This window comes from Paenibacillus alvei DSM 29 (assembly GCF_000293805.1).
In the GTDB taxonomy this organism is placed as follows: Bacteria; Bacillota; Bacilli; order Paenibacillales; family Paenibacillaceae; genus Paenibacillus_B; species Paenibacillus_B alvei.
The window spans coordinates 291,794-306,432 of sequence record NZ_AMBZ01000005.1 but is presented as its reverse complement, the minus strand read 5'-3'; the positions used below and the strand labels follow the sequence as shown (position 1 = coordinate 306,432).

Here is a 14,639-nt window from a genome sequence, read left to right as displayed (position 1 = left end):
CGGCATGTCCCAAAAGAACCTAACCCTTATCAACCTCATATGATATTTTTCTAATATGGTTGTGCGTACATATCATGAATTGAAAAATATCCCCCTCTACGTCCATTTTTATCTCTCATAAAACCTTATAATCATCAGATGCCATCATGTTTTACTCTAATTACCTTATCTTCGTTTTCTCCCGTATTTTTTGTTATTCAGAGACTATAAAACAGGGGTACGGCAATATTTTAATGCCGTGGGCGACTTAATTCTAATAAAGGATAAAGACGGGAATTATATTCAATTCATATATCACGGTACGGTACTAGGTATAGTAGTGACGTCAAACAGTTCGAGAACCGGTGCCAATGCTATGATTTTTACGTATAATCCCGATAATACAATTGTCGTGGAAAGCGGAGGTCGGACAGTTGTCTATAAAAAGCAAAGAGTGACCTCTATTAAAGGAGAATCCGTCCTGGAACAAGATCTGCTGACGGAAGTCATCGATCCGATGGGACGATCCACCAAATACGATTACAGCGTGTGGAAAGACCTTTACTTCAACTTTGCCAGGGCTTATAAAGATTTTCGCAAGGATGGACAATCCGATTTAATGAGAATGAAATGGGGGAGAAACGATACCATCGCTTTAAGCGTAATCGAGCATCCAACGAAAGCGATTACCCGGTTTGCATTCGATACTCCGGTATTCCGCAAAATCGGGGAGTATGCGGAAGAGGAAACGATTCGCTATAAAACGCGTCGGGACTCCTATAGTTCGACCTCCGGAACGCATCAAAATGAGTTGGTTTTCACGTTCAATAACGGTGATGTAGGGGAGAAGTTCCAAGATAACTCTTTCTCGGTGGACGTAACGGAAGGTCTGAAAACAACGACCTATGTGTATGACAAACGATATAATGGGAGTGACGCCCCATCGAGTCTATATTTGGAAGAAACGAGGACGCGTACGGATCGTGGGAATGAAGCCCGAACTGTCCGATATCAATATGATAAGGGAATGAGAAACCCGAACCCCATTCGAATTGAAGAGGTTCGAAGCAGCGAGGGGAGAAGCTCGGCACCTCGAATTACGACTAGAACGTATGATAAGGAAAATTGGGGATACATCGTTTCTGAAAGGAACCCATTAGGCGCGACAAGCCATTATGAGTATGGGCGGCTGGAATCTCCGAATAAGCAGAAGGGGCTTATCCGCAGCGTTGTCCCTACAGGGCAAAGCATGAACCTGAATACGGAATATCAGTATGATCGAAGTACTGGCGGACTGCTGCAAGTTCAATCCAAGAGTGATCAAGGGACTGTCGTGCAGCAGTTGAATTATGAATATGATTCGATGGGGAACCCGATCACGATACGGATCAAAGGTGACTCCCGGGATACTGTTGTCCAGCAAGAATATGGAAGAATGTTTTTGAACAAGCAATCGGTGAATGTTACGAATGTCGACGGAGCATCGGACAGCCTCGTATCCCGAATGGAGTATAACACATTGACAGGAGATCCGACGAAATACATCGATGGCAACGGAAATGAAACGACGTATGCGCATGATAAGCTGGGACGGATGATTGCGGAAATCTATGCGGACGGTACACATACCGCCGTAGCTTACGATGATGCAGCAAACAAAATTACGATTACGTTTCCGAATGGTCAGCAAATCGAAAAGTGGTTCGACCCATTGGGGAATTTAATCAAAGAAACAAATGGCCGTGGCGGGGTAGCCAATCATACCTATGATCGCTATGGTCATATGATTCGAAAAGGAACCTTTGACGGCAATTGGATGGAGTATGAATATGATGCTTGGGGACGCGTAACGAAAGAAAACTTCATCTATGGTCAAAACCGAACCATCTACGACGATGCCGCCAACACGAAGACGACTTTCGACGGCAGCAATAATGGAATCCGCGAGACGTACGATGTAATGGATCGCTTGATTGCCAAAGAAGAAATCAAACCATCTGGTCGAGCCGTGGTAGCCGCACGGTACGAATATGACTTGGCGGGGAATGTTCAGACTGCCTACGACGGCAATCACAATGCGACAAAATACGAGTATGATGGACTAGGCCGCCTGATCGCCGTTACGGATGCTGAAGGAAAGACGACGCGCTATCGGTATAACCTATCGGGGGATATGGTCGAAGTCAAGTATGCGGACGGAAATACGGTTGAGAAACGGTATGACGAAATCGGCCGACTGCTGCAGCAGATCGATCCGAACAAGCAAAGCAAACGCTTCTACTATAACGGCAATGGAAACGTGATTAAAAGCATCGACCGAAAAGGGCAGGTTCAACAATACGAATACAATAACCGTAATCTCCTGACTGCCACCACTGCTCCGGATGAGAGAATTTCGTACAGCTACGACGCAACGGGCAAGCGGACGGCAATGACGGATCAGACGGGCACGACAGCCTATGCCTACTATCCAACAGGTGAACTGGCATCGATTATCTATCCGGATCAGACCAGAATCAATTACGATTATGAAGTCAGGGGGCTGCGCACGGAACAGACCGTTGCGGCTGGGGGCTATAAGATCACGCAGCGAATAAGCCATACTAACATCCTGCCGAACCCAACAAGTATGGCCGTCTTAGATGGCAGCGGCTCGCAGCTCACGCAATTTGAATACAAGTACGACGGCTCATATAATCGTTTGGTAGAGTTGAAATCGACGCAAGGATTCTTGGAGAACTATGCGTATGATGGCTTGAATCTAGCAGGCATTCAGCAGAAGCAAGGAGATGCGCCGCTTGGAAGCTACAGCTACACCTATGATAACAACCGCAACATTGTAGCGAAAAACGACAACGGAGCAGCGTATCAATTCAGCTACGATCCGCTGAACCGGATCAAGACCTCAAGCCAGTTCAATGAAGCATATGCATACGATCAGCGAGACAACCGCAGCACCCTGCAAAGCGATCAGGTACCGAACATCAAGGGAGCCAGCTATGCGTACGATAGCCGCAACCGTCTGACCCAAGTAACGACGGAAGACGGCAAAGCCGTCAGCTACCGCTACAACGGCGATAACCTGATGGTAGAACGCACCGAAGACGGCGTAAAGACCCGTTACTACTATGACGACAGAGCGAAGATCGTAGCAGAAGGAAAAGTAGAAGGCAACGGCAGCATCACCATTACCGCATCCTATGTCCATGATTCGAACGGCAAGCTATTGGCACGACAAGTTCCAGGACAAGGCATGCAGTACTACGTATCCAACGGGCACGGCGACATTACTGAGATTCGGGATGCACAAGGCAATGTACTGAACCGCTATACGTACGATATCTGGGGCAATCCATTGGTACAAGAGGAGCGAGTCCCGAACATTTTCCGCTACTCGGGCGAATACTGGGATGCAGCGACGAATCTGCAATATTTGCGCGCAAGATGGTATGATCCAAGTATCGGGCGGTTTATTAATGAGGATACGTATGAAGGGGGTATCAAGAATCCGCTGAGTTTGAATTTGTATACGTATGTGGTAAATAATCCGTTGAGGTTTATGGATCCCAGTGGACATGCCTGGATAGATATACTACAAGGATTTAATGAGGCGGGAAGCGAAGCAGTATCATTTGGTTTAAGTGCTCTTTGGGAAAATGGACCGAGAGTTGGGGAAGAAGAGGATTATTGGCTAGGTCAATATCTAGGATTCTCAACAACTTCAGTGATTGCTGCAATAGGTGCTGCGGTATCTGCGGGAACGGCTGCTGGCAGTAGCATGGTATGTGCGACAGGTGCTGGTTGTGTAGTAGGTGGACCAGTGGCTGTAGGAGCTGCGATTGTAGGGACTTATCAAGCAGGAGTAGGAACTTATGCTCTCAGCCAAGCAAATAAGTCATGGGACAATTATCAAGAACATTCCAAAGTTTCTGAATCGCTTAGAAAAAGCATTAAAAGCAAAGATTTGCCAGCTAATGGTCCGTTACGTTTTATCCCAGATAAAAAGAAAGGTGTTATAACTAAAAAGGAAGTGATGGTAAAAACTATTACGTTGATAGGTTTGGAAATGAGTGGAGGGAGGGGCCATATCATGGTGATCCTTCTTTGAAATTTACTAAAGAGTGGGATGTTGTTCTATCCAAACAAGGTGTTAAGGTATGGGGAAAACTTGCTAACATCAAAAACGGAGTATCGTATGTAAACATTAGACCTGATGGATATCTATCACATTAGGAAAAGGGAGAAATAGGATTGATAATTCTAAACTATCGAGTAAATACCACATTGAAAGAACAGACAAAACAGGTTTCAAAAAAATTATAAAGGCACTTCAATCGTCATTTGTGAAGTCTGGGACTATGGTTGCTAATGATAAAAAGAACGAAAACAACTCGATGTATTATATGACTACTTTAGATTTACAAACAAAGCATGAGATTACCGATATAAATATGGCAAAAGAGATTCTTAAAACGTTATGCAATAAATATGTATGGAGCTTCTCATCGGTACATGCGAGTAAATTCAATACCTCAATTGACAGAGTCGATATAAATGTTCATTTCATTCATGCTGAGCATGATAGCAAACAAAAAACGTTAAATTGCAGCTTCTATATTAGCGGTGTATCTAATATCGATGCTACTAATAAAGTTAAAACAATTATTAAACATGCAACATTAGATTTCAATCTGTTGGGAGTCACAGAATATTTTAAGATTGATGACTGTTTTATTGTTAATGTTGAAATTCCTCTGAGTATAAATTCAATAGATGAAATAAGAGACGTTCTTATCAGGTTTTGTAGTGACTGGAGAGTAACTGGACTTGAAGCATTTAGTGAAGAATGCGTTTTGGATGATAATATAACATCTTTGAGTGTTTGGTTTAAAGAAGCAAAATTATGAGATTAGAAACCATATGTTAGCTTGAACTGTAACCCGTAAAAGATGGACACTTGAAAAAAGTGACCTCTTACGGGTTTTGTGTTTTAATCATACTATCAAGAATACACGGGGAATGAACATCATGAGAAAAACTAGAACAGGATGTACTGAAACGGAGATCAGGCTGTTGGATTCCAATCCGAACGTAAGCCGCGTATCGGGGAGGAACATCTAGCCTTTAAGCTCGCAGCAGTGCACGCTAACTAAGCAGGAGAGGCTCCTTATCGCCGAAGCTGGGTTTAAACAGTCGATGTCTCGTAAGGGAAACTGCTGGGACAATGCGTCCATGGAGACGTTCTTTGGCCATATGAAGGATGAGCAACCAACGATATACCTCGATGATTATAGTGTAATAGAAATCTGGTGACGACCAGTTTACATATCCTACGCTATTGTTCACAAGCATATCTATTACCTCAGCACAAGACTCTCCTAAGTCTTCGAACCCATCATCCAATATGACTGTCACCTCTAGTGTATATGGTGCAAATGAAAGCTTTGGACTGTCAACACCAAACTAGACAACTTTGGACGGCAAGGCAGTCAGCTAACGCTATAACGGGGATAACCTCATGGTAGAACGCACCGAAAACGGTGTGACGACCCGTTATTACTATGACGACAGAGCAAAGATAGTGGCAGAAGGAAAAGTAGAAGGCAACGGCAGCATCACCATTACCGCATCCTATGTCCATGATTTGAACGGCATGCTATTGGCACGACAAGTTCCAGGACAAGGCATGCAGTACTACGTATCCAACGGGCACGGCGACATTACCGAAATCCGGGATGCCCAAGGCAATGTACTGAACCGCTATACGTACGACATTTGGGGCAATGCAAGACGATTCTAAAAGCACAGGTCGAAGCAGGTAAAACATTGTTAGTTGCAGGAGCCAACTTTTTAATACTTGATGATGTAAATACGCTTTTAAATCCTGATGGCTCTCTGAATGAAAAAGCCCTGACTGTAGCATCATTTCTGCCTTGGGGAAAAGTATTAAAAGCAGGTAAAGTTGGATCTAAAGTTAGTAAAGCTGCTGAAAAAGTACTTGCAAAATGCAATTGCTTTACCGCAGGGACGAAGGGGAGAAACCTATCGAGGAAATCGAGGTAGGGGATAAAGTACTTGCCAAGTCTGACGAAACAGGAGAAGTGGCGTATAAAGAGGTCGTGGGGTTGTTCCAAAAACAAGCTGACGAAATTTATTACGTCCACATCGGGGATGAAATCATCGAGGTTACGGGTGAGCATCCGTTTTGGTTGGATGGTAAGGGATGGACGTTTGTTAAAGACTTGAAGGTTGGCGACTTGCTTGTTTCGAGCGATGGTTCTAAACTGGCGGTAGATAAGATTGAAAAAGAGCCAAGAGAAGCAACGGTTTATAATTTTGAAGTTGCAGACTTTAATTCATACTTTGTTTCGAATCTTGGGATATGGGTGCATAACTGTGAGATTCTTAAAGCCAATAATATGTCGGAGTTCTTTAGACTTGATTTTGGTTCTTCGTTAAAGAATCTTTCGCGAAAAACAAGTAATATGGTTAAAGGTGCATCGGTTTACGAGGTTACTGGGAAAACAGGTAATTATTATTTGAAGAAAGGTGACCAATATTATTTAGATACATTACATCGTGACCACATGGAAGTTTTCGATAGTCGAGGAAAAGTTAAAGCAGTGTTGAATTTGGATGGCTCGTTTAATGCTAAAAAGACGGAAGCGGCATTAAAAGAAGGGCGAAGAATTCCTTAAAAAGGAGGAAATATATGCAAGACGAATTATTCAGGACATATAACATCCTTTCCCGTATAAATGATTCATGTCGAGTGAAAGTAATCACTCAGGAAGAATTAAATGAGCAAGATACTAATTTGAAGGATTTCCAGGTAATGATTACTGAACTGGGGGATACCTTATCCAAACTTGAAAACAGTAATTTGCTTTCAGTAGATGAAACGGTTGAAACCCTGCTACAACTGCACTTGAAATACTCAGACTATATTTGGCATATTGACCAAATCCATGAGTTAGTAAAAAAAATGGCAGGAAACTATCGAGATTCAAATTAGTAATTATCAGAGACCTTGAGGGCGGCAATCCTCAAGGTCTTTCTTTTACCCCCCCAGTGCCGAATGAATCGGGCGGTAAGCCCCGAAAGAACCTAACCCTCATCCCCCCGTATGATATTCCTCTGATACCCCTGTACGCACATACAAAATGCTTCTCGCAGCAGCAATCATGAAGATAACATCTACCGAAAGTAGAGCATATTCATACGCTTATGACTTGTTAAGTCGAGAGTATGCAGATGTATATGATACTAATCGTTTTAATTATTTGTTTGGTTTATTAACGCAAACAAGTGCATACAAGAATAGTGCAGGAAATGCGGACTGGGCAAGAGCGGAGTTAGCCAAGGATTACAGTAAATGGCATCAGGAAATCTCCTTTGCGGAAGCTTTGGCTTCATTGGGGCCAGTAATCGGGGGCATAGGAAAAGCTAGAGAAGTTGGTGGAAAGGGAAGAGCGATTGGCGGATGTAACTGCTTCACAGCGGATACCAAGGTTTTAACAGACGGAGTGGAGAAGAATATCGAAGACCTTGAAGTCGGAGATAAGGTTCTTTCCAAGAATGAAGAGACTAACGAAGTAGCTTATAAAGAGATTACTGCTACATTTAACCATGAGGCGGATGAGATTTACCAAATCCATGTGGGCGACCAAGTCATTGAATCGACCTATAATCATCCGTTTTGGGTGGAAGGTAAAGGATGGACGTATGTCAAAGACCTAAGGGTCGGAGACTTGCTTGTTCAGAGTGATGGGAATACACTCAAGGCAGACAGCATTAAATTGGAGCGTAGGCAAGCAAAAGTTTATAACCTGAGGGTTGACGGTTTCCATACTTATTTCGTGAGTGACCTTGGTATATGGGTTCACAATACTAATTGTTGGGGCAAGTTTAGTGCGGATGACTTGAAGAAATTAGGAAAGGCCGACCAAAAAGACATTAAGAGAATTACTGGAAATGCTAATGATGCTTTTGGTTTCTTTAAAGAGCAGGTTAGTAGCTATAAAGAAGTTTCACCGGGAGTTTTTGTCGGGAAAGATGCAAATAAGGTTACCTTTACCTATCGTGCATCTTCTAAATCTGGCCCTCCGACAATCGACGTGAAAGGAATAAGTGGAGTTCGGAAAATCAAGTTTTTGGAGGATTGATATGAAAAAGATTACTGAAATTGAAGCCATTAAAAATCTCGAACTTAATTTTGTTAAGGTATTCAAGAATAAAGACCCCTTTGACAATTGCTTTACTGATAATATCAAAGCTAAGTTACTTTTGTTTCCTACTGATGGGTACTACCTTCAAGAAGAGCAGTTTAATATTCTTCGTCAAGCAATCAGCCACTTTGGGGAAGATGACTTCTTTATTTCCGAAATTGAAGGTGACTGCTTTTCCAAGTCATTATCCAGTGGGTCTTACGAACATAGTCACTGGGTGGGCGCAACTTCATCAACATTCGAGGATTATACAGATATCCCTATTGTAATTGAAAACGCAATTTATTCTACTTACGGCAATTGGGGAGTAATTATTTCTCACGAAGGGCATGCTGTGTTGGGTGGTAGTACAGAGTTGATAGAACAGGTTCAGAGTTTATACCCCAAGCATGTGACTTGCAAACAAAAATTTATTGAGTACTGGGAGCATAATCAAAGAGAGTATAATTCCAACATTGACTGGGTGAATGAATTTCTAAAACAATTTTCATAATGATTTCTGACCTCAAGGATGAGATTCCTTGAGGTCTTTCTTTAACTCCACCCACCCAGTGCCGAACGAATCGGTCGGCATGTCCCGAAAGAACTTAACCTTCATCGTCCCCATATGATCGAACGAAAATCGTAGCTGAAGGCAAGGTAGAAGGAAACGGCAGCGTTACAATTACTGCAGCGTATGTCCACGACTCGAACGGCAAGCTGCTGGCTCGTCAGGTACCAGGACAAGGCATGCAATACTACGTATCCAACGGGCACGGCGACATTACTGAGATTCGGGATGCGCAAGGCAATGTACTGAACCGCTATACGTACGACATCTGGGTCAATCCATTGGTTCAGGAGGAGCAGGTTCCAAACATTTTCCGCTACTCGGGCGAATACTGGGATGCAGCGACGAATCTGCAATATTTGCGCGCAAGATGGTATGATCCAAGTATCGGGCGGTTTATTAATGAGGATACGTATGAAGGGGAACTAGGTAATCCACTGACATTAAACCTATATACCTATGTACAGAATAATCCGCTAATATATTGGGATCCAAGTGGACATAGATATGAATCGTATCAACTTTTAGAAATTCAATATGTAATTGATGAAGCAATGCAGATAACTTCAAAAAATCCGGATTATTGGAACTATAGATCCTATCTCGGATCAAAATTCCAAGCTGTATTTGATGATTCGAATAATAATCGATTTAAGTATTTATTTGGGTTGCTGACTCAGACAAGTCCATATGAAAATAGTAAGGGGAATGCTGAATGGGCAAGAGGCCAACTGCTAGATAAGTATGATGAATGGCAGATGGCATCTCTTCTAGAGGCTGCTGCTCTAGGTGGGTCTATGGCTTTTGGGTTAGGACAAACAAAGGGGATGTTCGGGGCAAATGGGGCGCAGGTTACCAGTAAAACTGTCTGGAAAGCACAAGGTAGTAAAGCAAGAATTGATGTTGAAAACCCTAATCCCGGGCAACGACCTGGACAGATTCACTACCAAGATGCCAACAACAAGAAGTATTTGTTTGACTCACAAAAAGGAGCATTCGTAGACTCTAAAGGAAATCTTGCTCCCAAAAGTGTTAATAATATGCTTAACGACCCTGATTTTGTTAAGAAATTAAATGTGGGACTAACGCAGTATCTTGGTGAAAGTCCTTATGTTCGAAAATGAGGTGAGATGTTGAAAATAAATTCTAAGATGCAAAAGTACCTTGATGAATTAGTAAATACAGAATTACAAGCAATTAATTGTAATATTGATATCAATGGCATTGAGAACATTATTTTTCCGGCTTTTATTGAGTGGGATGGTTGTGTCCTCCTGAAACAAGAAAGGAATGTTGAATTACCAAATCATTTTTCACCAAATCAATTTATAACAGATAGAACAGCGTTTGAAGCAGATTACAATCATATTCACCTAAATGAGATGTTTGATGAAGTTTTTCAACCTAGTCAAATATTCAAAATTGCAATAAAAATACTCGATGTATGGACGGCTGTTCTCTACAGAAAATTCAATACACAAAGAAGTTTTTGCCTCATACTTTCTTATGATGGTGAGGACATTGTTATACGTTTCTATTCAGTTAGAGAGAATGAATCACCATGGCTTGATATTTCTTCAATAGAGTCATATTTGGATGGGTTGATGATTGTCGAAATTTAAACTATTTGACCTTGAGGTTTGCTTCCTCGAGGTCTTTATTTATTTGCCGCTACCTGGGTGTTAAATGAAATCATCATTCATTCAACCAATACCCCGTCAGGTAAAGTAGACATCAAAAACTCATTTGGAAAAAACTAAATGTCACTACAATTGAATCTAAATTACAAAACGATAAATGAGAGGAGGATAGATTATCTAATTGCGAAAATTAAGATGCTTTCAATGTAATAATCCGATTCCATTGAAATGGCTAATTTTTAGTGGTCAATGGAAGGCGCATAAATGTAAATGTTCACAATTGTATGTATGGCCTTGGAAAAGACAAGTTTATTTTTACACTAGTTTTATTACTGGTATATTTTTGAGTTATTATCTGGATGCTTTCTACGGTGATAAACTAGAAAAATACATTATGGATGAAGTAAACAATCGTTGTTACTAAGTTTCTATTGTTCATAATCACAGTAATTTTTATTTTGTTATTTGTATTTTTATCTTATTTTGTTACCCCAAAGGTATATAAATTAAAAGAAGGTACAGATGGCGATAAACAGTTATAGTGATGAATAAGGATGTTAATAAATCTTTAAATTAGTCTCCAATAGTAATAATTTTGTTTAACCACAATGCGGCTTGCTATCGTATTGTGGTTTTTTCTTTGGTGGATGCCCCACCCAGTGCCGAATGAATCGGTCGGCAAATCCTAAATGAACATAGCGCTGTATCTGAGATTGAATTTGTATACGTATGTACCGAATAATCCGTTTCTCGCTTACTATCCTAGTGAAAGTGAAGTAGTATACTTTAGTACGCAATCGGATTATTTAAGTTTTAAAATGATGTATGAAACCGGAATGATTGATATAAATGATTACAAGGGAAAATTTTTGTATTATTTAAATGGTGTTAGAATAAATGTGCCGAGTGGTTCAATAAATATTCCTATTAGAATACCAAGACCTGCATTAGTTCCGTAATTGGAGGATACAAATGAAATATTTTAAAGAAGTATTTTTCAAAGAAGTGAGTTTAGGGAGCGAAGAGGACAAAAAAATAAATGCATTATGGATTGAAGCGCTCCAGCATTATGAAAATGAACTGTTTTTGATAAAGGAGAGAGTTTCAAAAAAGGTTTGGAAGGCTGTGAGCGAGAATAGTTTGCACGATTTGAGGTTCCAAAAACTAGAGGTTGAGGATAGTGCAAGAGGAACGCATCCACTTAATATAACATTAGTTTTTGCTGGTAAGACGAATCAAACTATATATTATAAACGAGTGAAAACTATTAAATTTAGTTATATTGGTGATAATAGTGGTATAGATTTTTTAGGTATTCACGATTGCATAGCGTCCGAATTACTTGTCGTAGATGGGAAATTATTATCACATGAGATATTATTCTCATCGGGTGCAACATTGTATATAGAATTTGAAAAGATAATAATCAAATGATACTCAAAGCCACATACGAGTGCAACATTGAACTGTAACCCGTAAGAGGTCACTTTTTTCAAGTGTCCATCTTACGGGTTACAGTTCACCATCGTATTGTGGTTTTTTCTTTGGCGGATGCCGACCACAGTGCCGAATGATCGGGCGGCATGTCCCAAAAGAACCTAACCCTAATCAACCTCATATAATATTTATCTAATATGGTTGTGCGTACATATAATGAGTTGAAAAATATCCCCCCCTCTACGTCCATTTTTATCTCTTATAAAATCTTATAATCATCAGATGCCATCATGTTTTGCTCTAATTACCTTATTTTCGTTTTCTCCCGTATTTTTTGTTATTCAGAGACTATAAAACAACCGCTATACGTACGATATCTGGGGCAATCCGTTGGTTCAAGAAGAGAAGGTTCCAAATATTTTCCGCTACTCGGGCGAATACTGGGATGCAGCAACGAGTCTGCAATATTTGCGGGCAAGATGGTATGATCCAAGTGTAGGACGGTTTATCAATGAGGATACGTATGAAGGGGATATAGGAAGTCCTTTAAGTTTGAATTTGTACACGTATGTAAAAAATAATACTTTAAAATATCTCGATCCAACAGGTCATATTGAGTTTTCTGTTGGAGATAAAGAAGCGCTACTTAGGTATCAATCTATCTTTTCTGTTGGGCAGAAAGAAAAGAACCTGCTTATGATGCAATCTGCCCATGATGCAGCAAATTATCTTAGACTGAATTATGAATCTAGGGTAGACAGAACAAACTTCTTTAAAGACGGAATAATCTATAAATTTCTTACGAAAGATATGTACAATGAGCTGTTATTTGGTAATGATAAAGAAGTACCATTACTAGATGATCCACTATTTTATGTTTTTGATGGTACTTTTGCACTTGCCTAAAAAGGTGTAGCTAAGTTAGCTGCAAAGACAATGGGTAAGAAAAGCGTTGATCAGACTACAGAGTATTTACTAAAATTGGATTTACAGATGTTTGCAGCTAAAAAGGACTTAAAGATGGTTAATGATGCTGCAAAAAGGGTAGGGGTTGATAGGAATAAGTTTGGTGAGTACATTCATCAACTAAAGAAAGAATTTAATATGAAAGTAAACGATAATTTTAGTTGGGATGATCTTCTCGAATTTGCCAATGAATTAAAAAGCATGACGAAAAAGTAGAATCTGTGGAGGTTATATGAGTATTACAGGTAATTGTTCATTAAATATTAGTTCTACAAACCTTGATTTTGACTTATTAGGTAAGCTAAATCTGACACCAACATCTGTTGTCCGAAAAGGAGATTTTCTCACAAGTAAGAGAAAGGCACTTTATGATGTTTGGATATTTGAGATTCAAATAACCAATACTTGTCCGCTTAACAAAGCATTAGAGAGCATTGCAGGACATCTATCCAATGTAAGTCATGAATTGAGTTCATTAAAAAGTAGGTATGACGTGTCCCTCAATTGCTATTTAAGATCAGATTACGCGCAGATGGGAATCGATATAGCACCGGAAATTCTTAAGTCGATTGCAGAACTTGAATTGGGGTTGCAAATTCACATTCTATCATTTGGTGGCGTCGATAGTTAATCAGCATGTATAAAGTTAAATTAGTGGCGATAAAAAGTCGATAGACAGTAAGCAACATGATGCATTGAAATTGATGGGAATTATCCATTGTAAAACCTTGTTGGGATTTTTGATCCCTTCAAGGTCTTTTTTATTGTCCCAGCCAGTGCCAAATGAATCGGGCGGCATGTCTAGAAAGAACCTAACACTCATCAACCCCGTATGATATTTTTCCAATATAATTGCACACACGTATAAAGGTTTAATAATATCCCCTTTATGAAAAATCCGCCCCCATTGTCATAGATACCACCGTGTTTTGATGCAAATACCTATATACTAATGTTGGGAGGGATTTAGAAGACGGTCATCGTCCTTTTTATCGAATATCCATTGATATATTTTGACTCAAGTGAACATATTCCAACGGTGTGATGGAAGCAGCAGTAATTGCGGATCATATTTACGGAGCAACACAAGATAATGTGAAGAACGTAGTAATTAATGATTGGATATTAGATGGTATTATGAGTAATAGTTAAGGATTGAAAATGGGGATATATTCAAGAAAGGGTAATGGTAAGGTTGAATATACTTTAGTAAATAAAGGTACAATACCTACTAAAGTTATTGATTGGATTAATAACATTGCTCAACCTTTTGGAGAATCTTCTGACTTGAAAGATTAATTGAAATGGCTTCTAAATTAAATTTATAAGTAGTCATAAAAACAGTGAAGTAACAATGGTAGGACACTCGAAAGGAGGTGCAGAAGCAGCGGCCAATGCAATTGTCACAAACAAAAATGCTATATTATTTAATCGAGCCAAGTTAAGCACTTTTGTAAATACTAAAGTGGGTCTTTATTATCAAGTATATACTGCGAAAATTAATGCATATGTTGTTAATGGTGAAATATTAAATGAACTTTTTGGTGCAGTTGATACTCCAGGTGGAGCAGTGCATTATTTACGTAGCCAGTACCCATTAGGTAGGTGGAACATTTGGAATTTTAAGAAAAACATAGAAAATTCAATCGAGAATCATTCTATGGGTTCTGTAATAAATGCATTAAAGGAATGATATCAATAGCGTTGCATAAAAGAATCCCACTGCAAATATTAAAGGAAAGATATTGTTGCAGATAAAATAATTTACAGTTTTCTTGCTTTCATATAAGCCAAAAAGTTAAGGGTTCTATGAAAGCAAGTAGCCGCGCCCATTTGGTA

At 39.9% G+C, this 14,639-nt stretch carries 14 protein-coding genes and 2 pseudogenes; all 16 read left to right on the top strand.

Annotated elements, in window-relative coordinates; translation table 11 throughout:
- The first annotated feature begins 355 nt into the window (after positions 1–355).
- The 16 genes and pseudogenes from PAV_RS18260 to PAV_RS18190 all read left to right on the top strand — a co-directional run bounded on the left by PAV_RS18260 (position 356) and on the right by PAV_RS18190 (position 14,493).
- Positions 356–4,087, top strand: a complete 3,732-nt coding sequence (locus PAV_RS18260; protein WP_040736136.1) for an RHS repeat-associated core domain-containing protein — start codon at positions 356–358, stop codon at positions 4,085–4,087.
- Positions 4,078–4,212: pseudogene (locus PAV_RS37695) on the top strand (polymorphic toxin type 17 domain-containing protein); the annotation flags it as partial. The gene PAV_RS18260 and the pseudogene PAV_RS37695, both read left to right, overlap by 10 nt.
- Before the next feature lie 125 nt (positions 4,213–4,337).
- Positions 4,338–4,886 carry a hypothetical protein gene (locus PAV_RS18255; RefSeq protein ID WP_005548844.1) on the top strand — a complete coding sequence of 183 codons (549 nt, stop codon included), beginning with the start codon at positions 4,338–4,340 and terminating at the stop codon, positions 4,884–4,886.
- Between the two features lie 611 nt (positions 4,887–5,497).
- Positions 5,498–5,779, top strand: coding sequence for a hypothetical protein (locus tag PAV_RS36330; RefSeq protein ID WP_005548840.1), 282 nt, complete (start codon positions 5,498–5,500; stop codon positions 5,777–5,779).
- Positions 5,780–5,805: 26 nt separating this feature from the next.
- Positions 5,806–6,042: a hypothetical protein gene (locus tag PAV_RS36325; protein ID WP_005548838.1), complete on the top strand. Its 237-nt coding sequence runs from the start codon at positions 5,806–5,808 to the stop codon at positions 6,040–6,042.
- Entirely contained in the window at positions 5,985–6,677 is a 693-nt protein-coding gene (locus PAV_RS35645) for a wall-associated protein WapA (protein WP_005548836.1), read from the top strand. The genes PAV_RS36325 and PAV_RS35645 overlap by 58 nt, the downstream gene beginning before the upstream one ends.
- Positions 6,678–6,691: 14 nt before the next feature.
- A complete protein-coding gene (locus PAV_RS18235; protein ID WP_005548834.1) occupies positions 6,692–6,994 on the top strand; it encodes a hypothetical protein in 303 nt (100 codons plus the stop codon).
- 169 nt (positions 6,995–7,163) lie between these two features.
- A complete protein-coding gene (locus PAV_RS18230) occupies positions 7,164–8,144 on the top strand; it encodes a wall-associated protein WapA (protein WP_005548828.1) in 981 nt (326 codons plus the stop codon).
- Position 8,145: 1 nt separating this feature from the next.
- Entirely contained in the window at positions 8,146–8,700 is a 555-nt protein-coding gene (locus tag PAV_RS18225) for a hypothetical protein (protein WP_005548826.1), read from the top strand.
- A gap of 236 nt (positions 8,701–8,936) precedes the next feature.
- Positions 8,937–9,881 (top strand): RHS repeat-associated core domain-containing protein, encoded by a 945-nt coding sequence (locus PAV_RS36320; protein ID WP_005548824.1) that lies wholly within the window; start codon positions 8,937–8,939, stop codon positions 9,879–9,881.
- A gap of 6 nt (positions 9,882–9,887) precedes the next feature.
- Entirely contained in the window at positions 9,888–10,379 is a 492-nt protein-coding gene (locus PAV_RS18215) for a hypothetical protein (protein ID WP_238555857.1), read from the top strand.
- Between the two features lie 990 nt (positions 10,380–11,369).
- Complete coding sequence (locus PAV_RS18210) at positions 11,370–11,831, top strand: hypothetical protein (RefSeq protein ID WP_005548821.1); 462 nt, start codon at positions 11,370–11,372, stop codon at positions 11,829–11,831.
- A 360-nt stretch (positions 11,832–12,191) separates the two neighbouring features.
- Positions 12,192–12,461: pseudogene (locus PAV_RS37690) on the top strand (RHS repeat-associated core domain-containing protein); the annotation flags it as partial.
- A gap of 309 nt (positions 12,462–12,770) precedes the next feature.
- Complete coding sequence (locus PAV_RS18200) at positions 12,771–13,016, top strand: hypothetical protein (RefSeq protein ID WP_005548818.1); 246 nt, start codon at positions 12,771–12,773, stop codon at positions 13,014–13,016.
- A gap of 16 nt (positions 13,017–13,032) precedes the next feature.
- Positions 13,033–13,431: a DUF4279 domain-containing protein gene (locus PAV_RS18195; protein ID WP_005548816.1), complete on the top strand. Its 399-nt coding sequence runs from the start codon at positions 13,033–13,035 to the stop codon at positions 13,429–13,431.
- 684 nt (positions 13,432–14,115) lie between these two features.
- The gene (locus tag PAV_RS18190; protein ID WP_476638846.1) at positions 14,116–14,493 is read left to right on the top strand and encodes a Tle-like phospholipase domain-containing protein; all 378 of its coding nucleotides are present in this window, start codon (positions 14,116–14,118) and stop codon (positions 14,491–14,493) included.
- Positions 14,494–14,639: the final 146 nt, after the last annotated feature.

Bases quoted from the DNA above. Each gene is read 5' to 3' on its own strand.
- PAV_RS18225 (WP_005548826.1), top strand. From the start codon at position 8,146: ATGAAAAAGATTACTGAAATTGAAGCCATTAAAAATCTCGAACTTAAT.
- PAV_RS18230 (WP_005548828.1), top strand. From the start codon at position 7,164: ATGAAGATAACATCTACCGAAAGTAGAGCATATTCATACGCTTATGAC.
- PAV_RS18255 (WP_005548844.1), top strand. From the start codon at position 4,338: ATGGTTGCTAATGATAAAAAGAACGAAAACAACTCGATGTATTATATG.
- PAV_RS36330 (WP_005548840.1), top strand. From the start codon at position 5,498: ATGGTAGAACGCACCGAAAACGGTGTGACGACCCGTTATTACTATGAC.
- PAV_RS35645 (WP_005548836.1), top strand. From the start codon at position 5,985: ATGCAATTGCTTTACCGCAGGGACGAAGGGGAGAAACCTATCGAGGAA.
- PAV_RS18200 (WP_005548818.1), top strand. From the start codon at position 12,771: ATGGGTAAGAAAAGCGTTGATCAGACTACAGAGTATTTACTAAAATTG.
- PAV_RS18210 (WP_005548821.1), top strand. From the start codon at position 11,370: ATGAAATATTTTAAAGAAGTATTTTTCAAAGAAGTGAGTTTAGGGAGC.
- PAV_RS18195 (WP_005548816.1), top strand. From the start codon at position 13,033: ATGAGTATTACAGGTAATTGTTCATTAAATATTAGTTCTACAAACCTT.
- PAV_RS36320 (WP_005548824.1), top strand. From the start codon at position 8,937: ATGCAATACTACGTATCCAACGGGCACGGCGACATTACTGAGATTCGG.
- PAV_RS18215 (WP_238555857.1), top strand. From the start codon at position 9,888: ATGTTGAAAATAAATTCTAAGATGCAAAAGTACCTTGATGAATTAGTA.
- PAV_RS18260 (WP_040736136.1), top strand. From the start codon at position 356: ATGATTTTTACGTATAATCCCGATAATACAATTGTCGTGGAAAGCGGA.
- PAV_RS18235 (WP_005548834.1), top strand. From the start codon at position 6,692: ATGCAAGACGAATTATTCAGGACATATAACATCCTTTCCCGTATAAAT.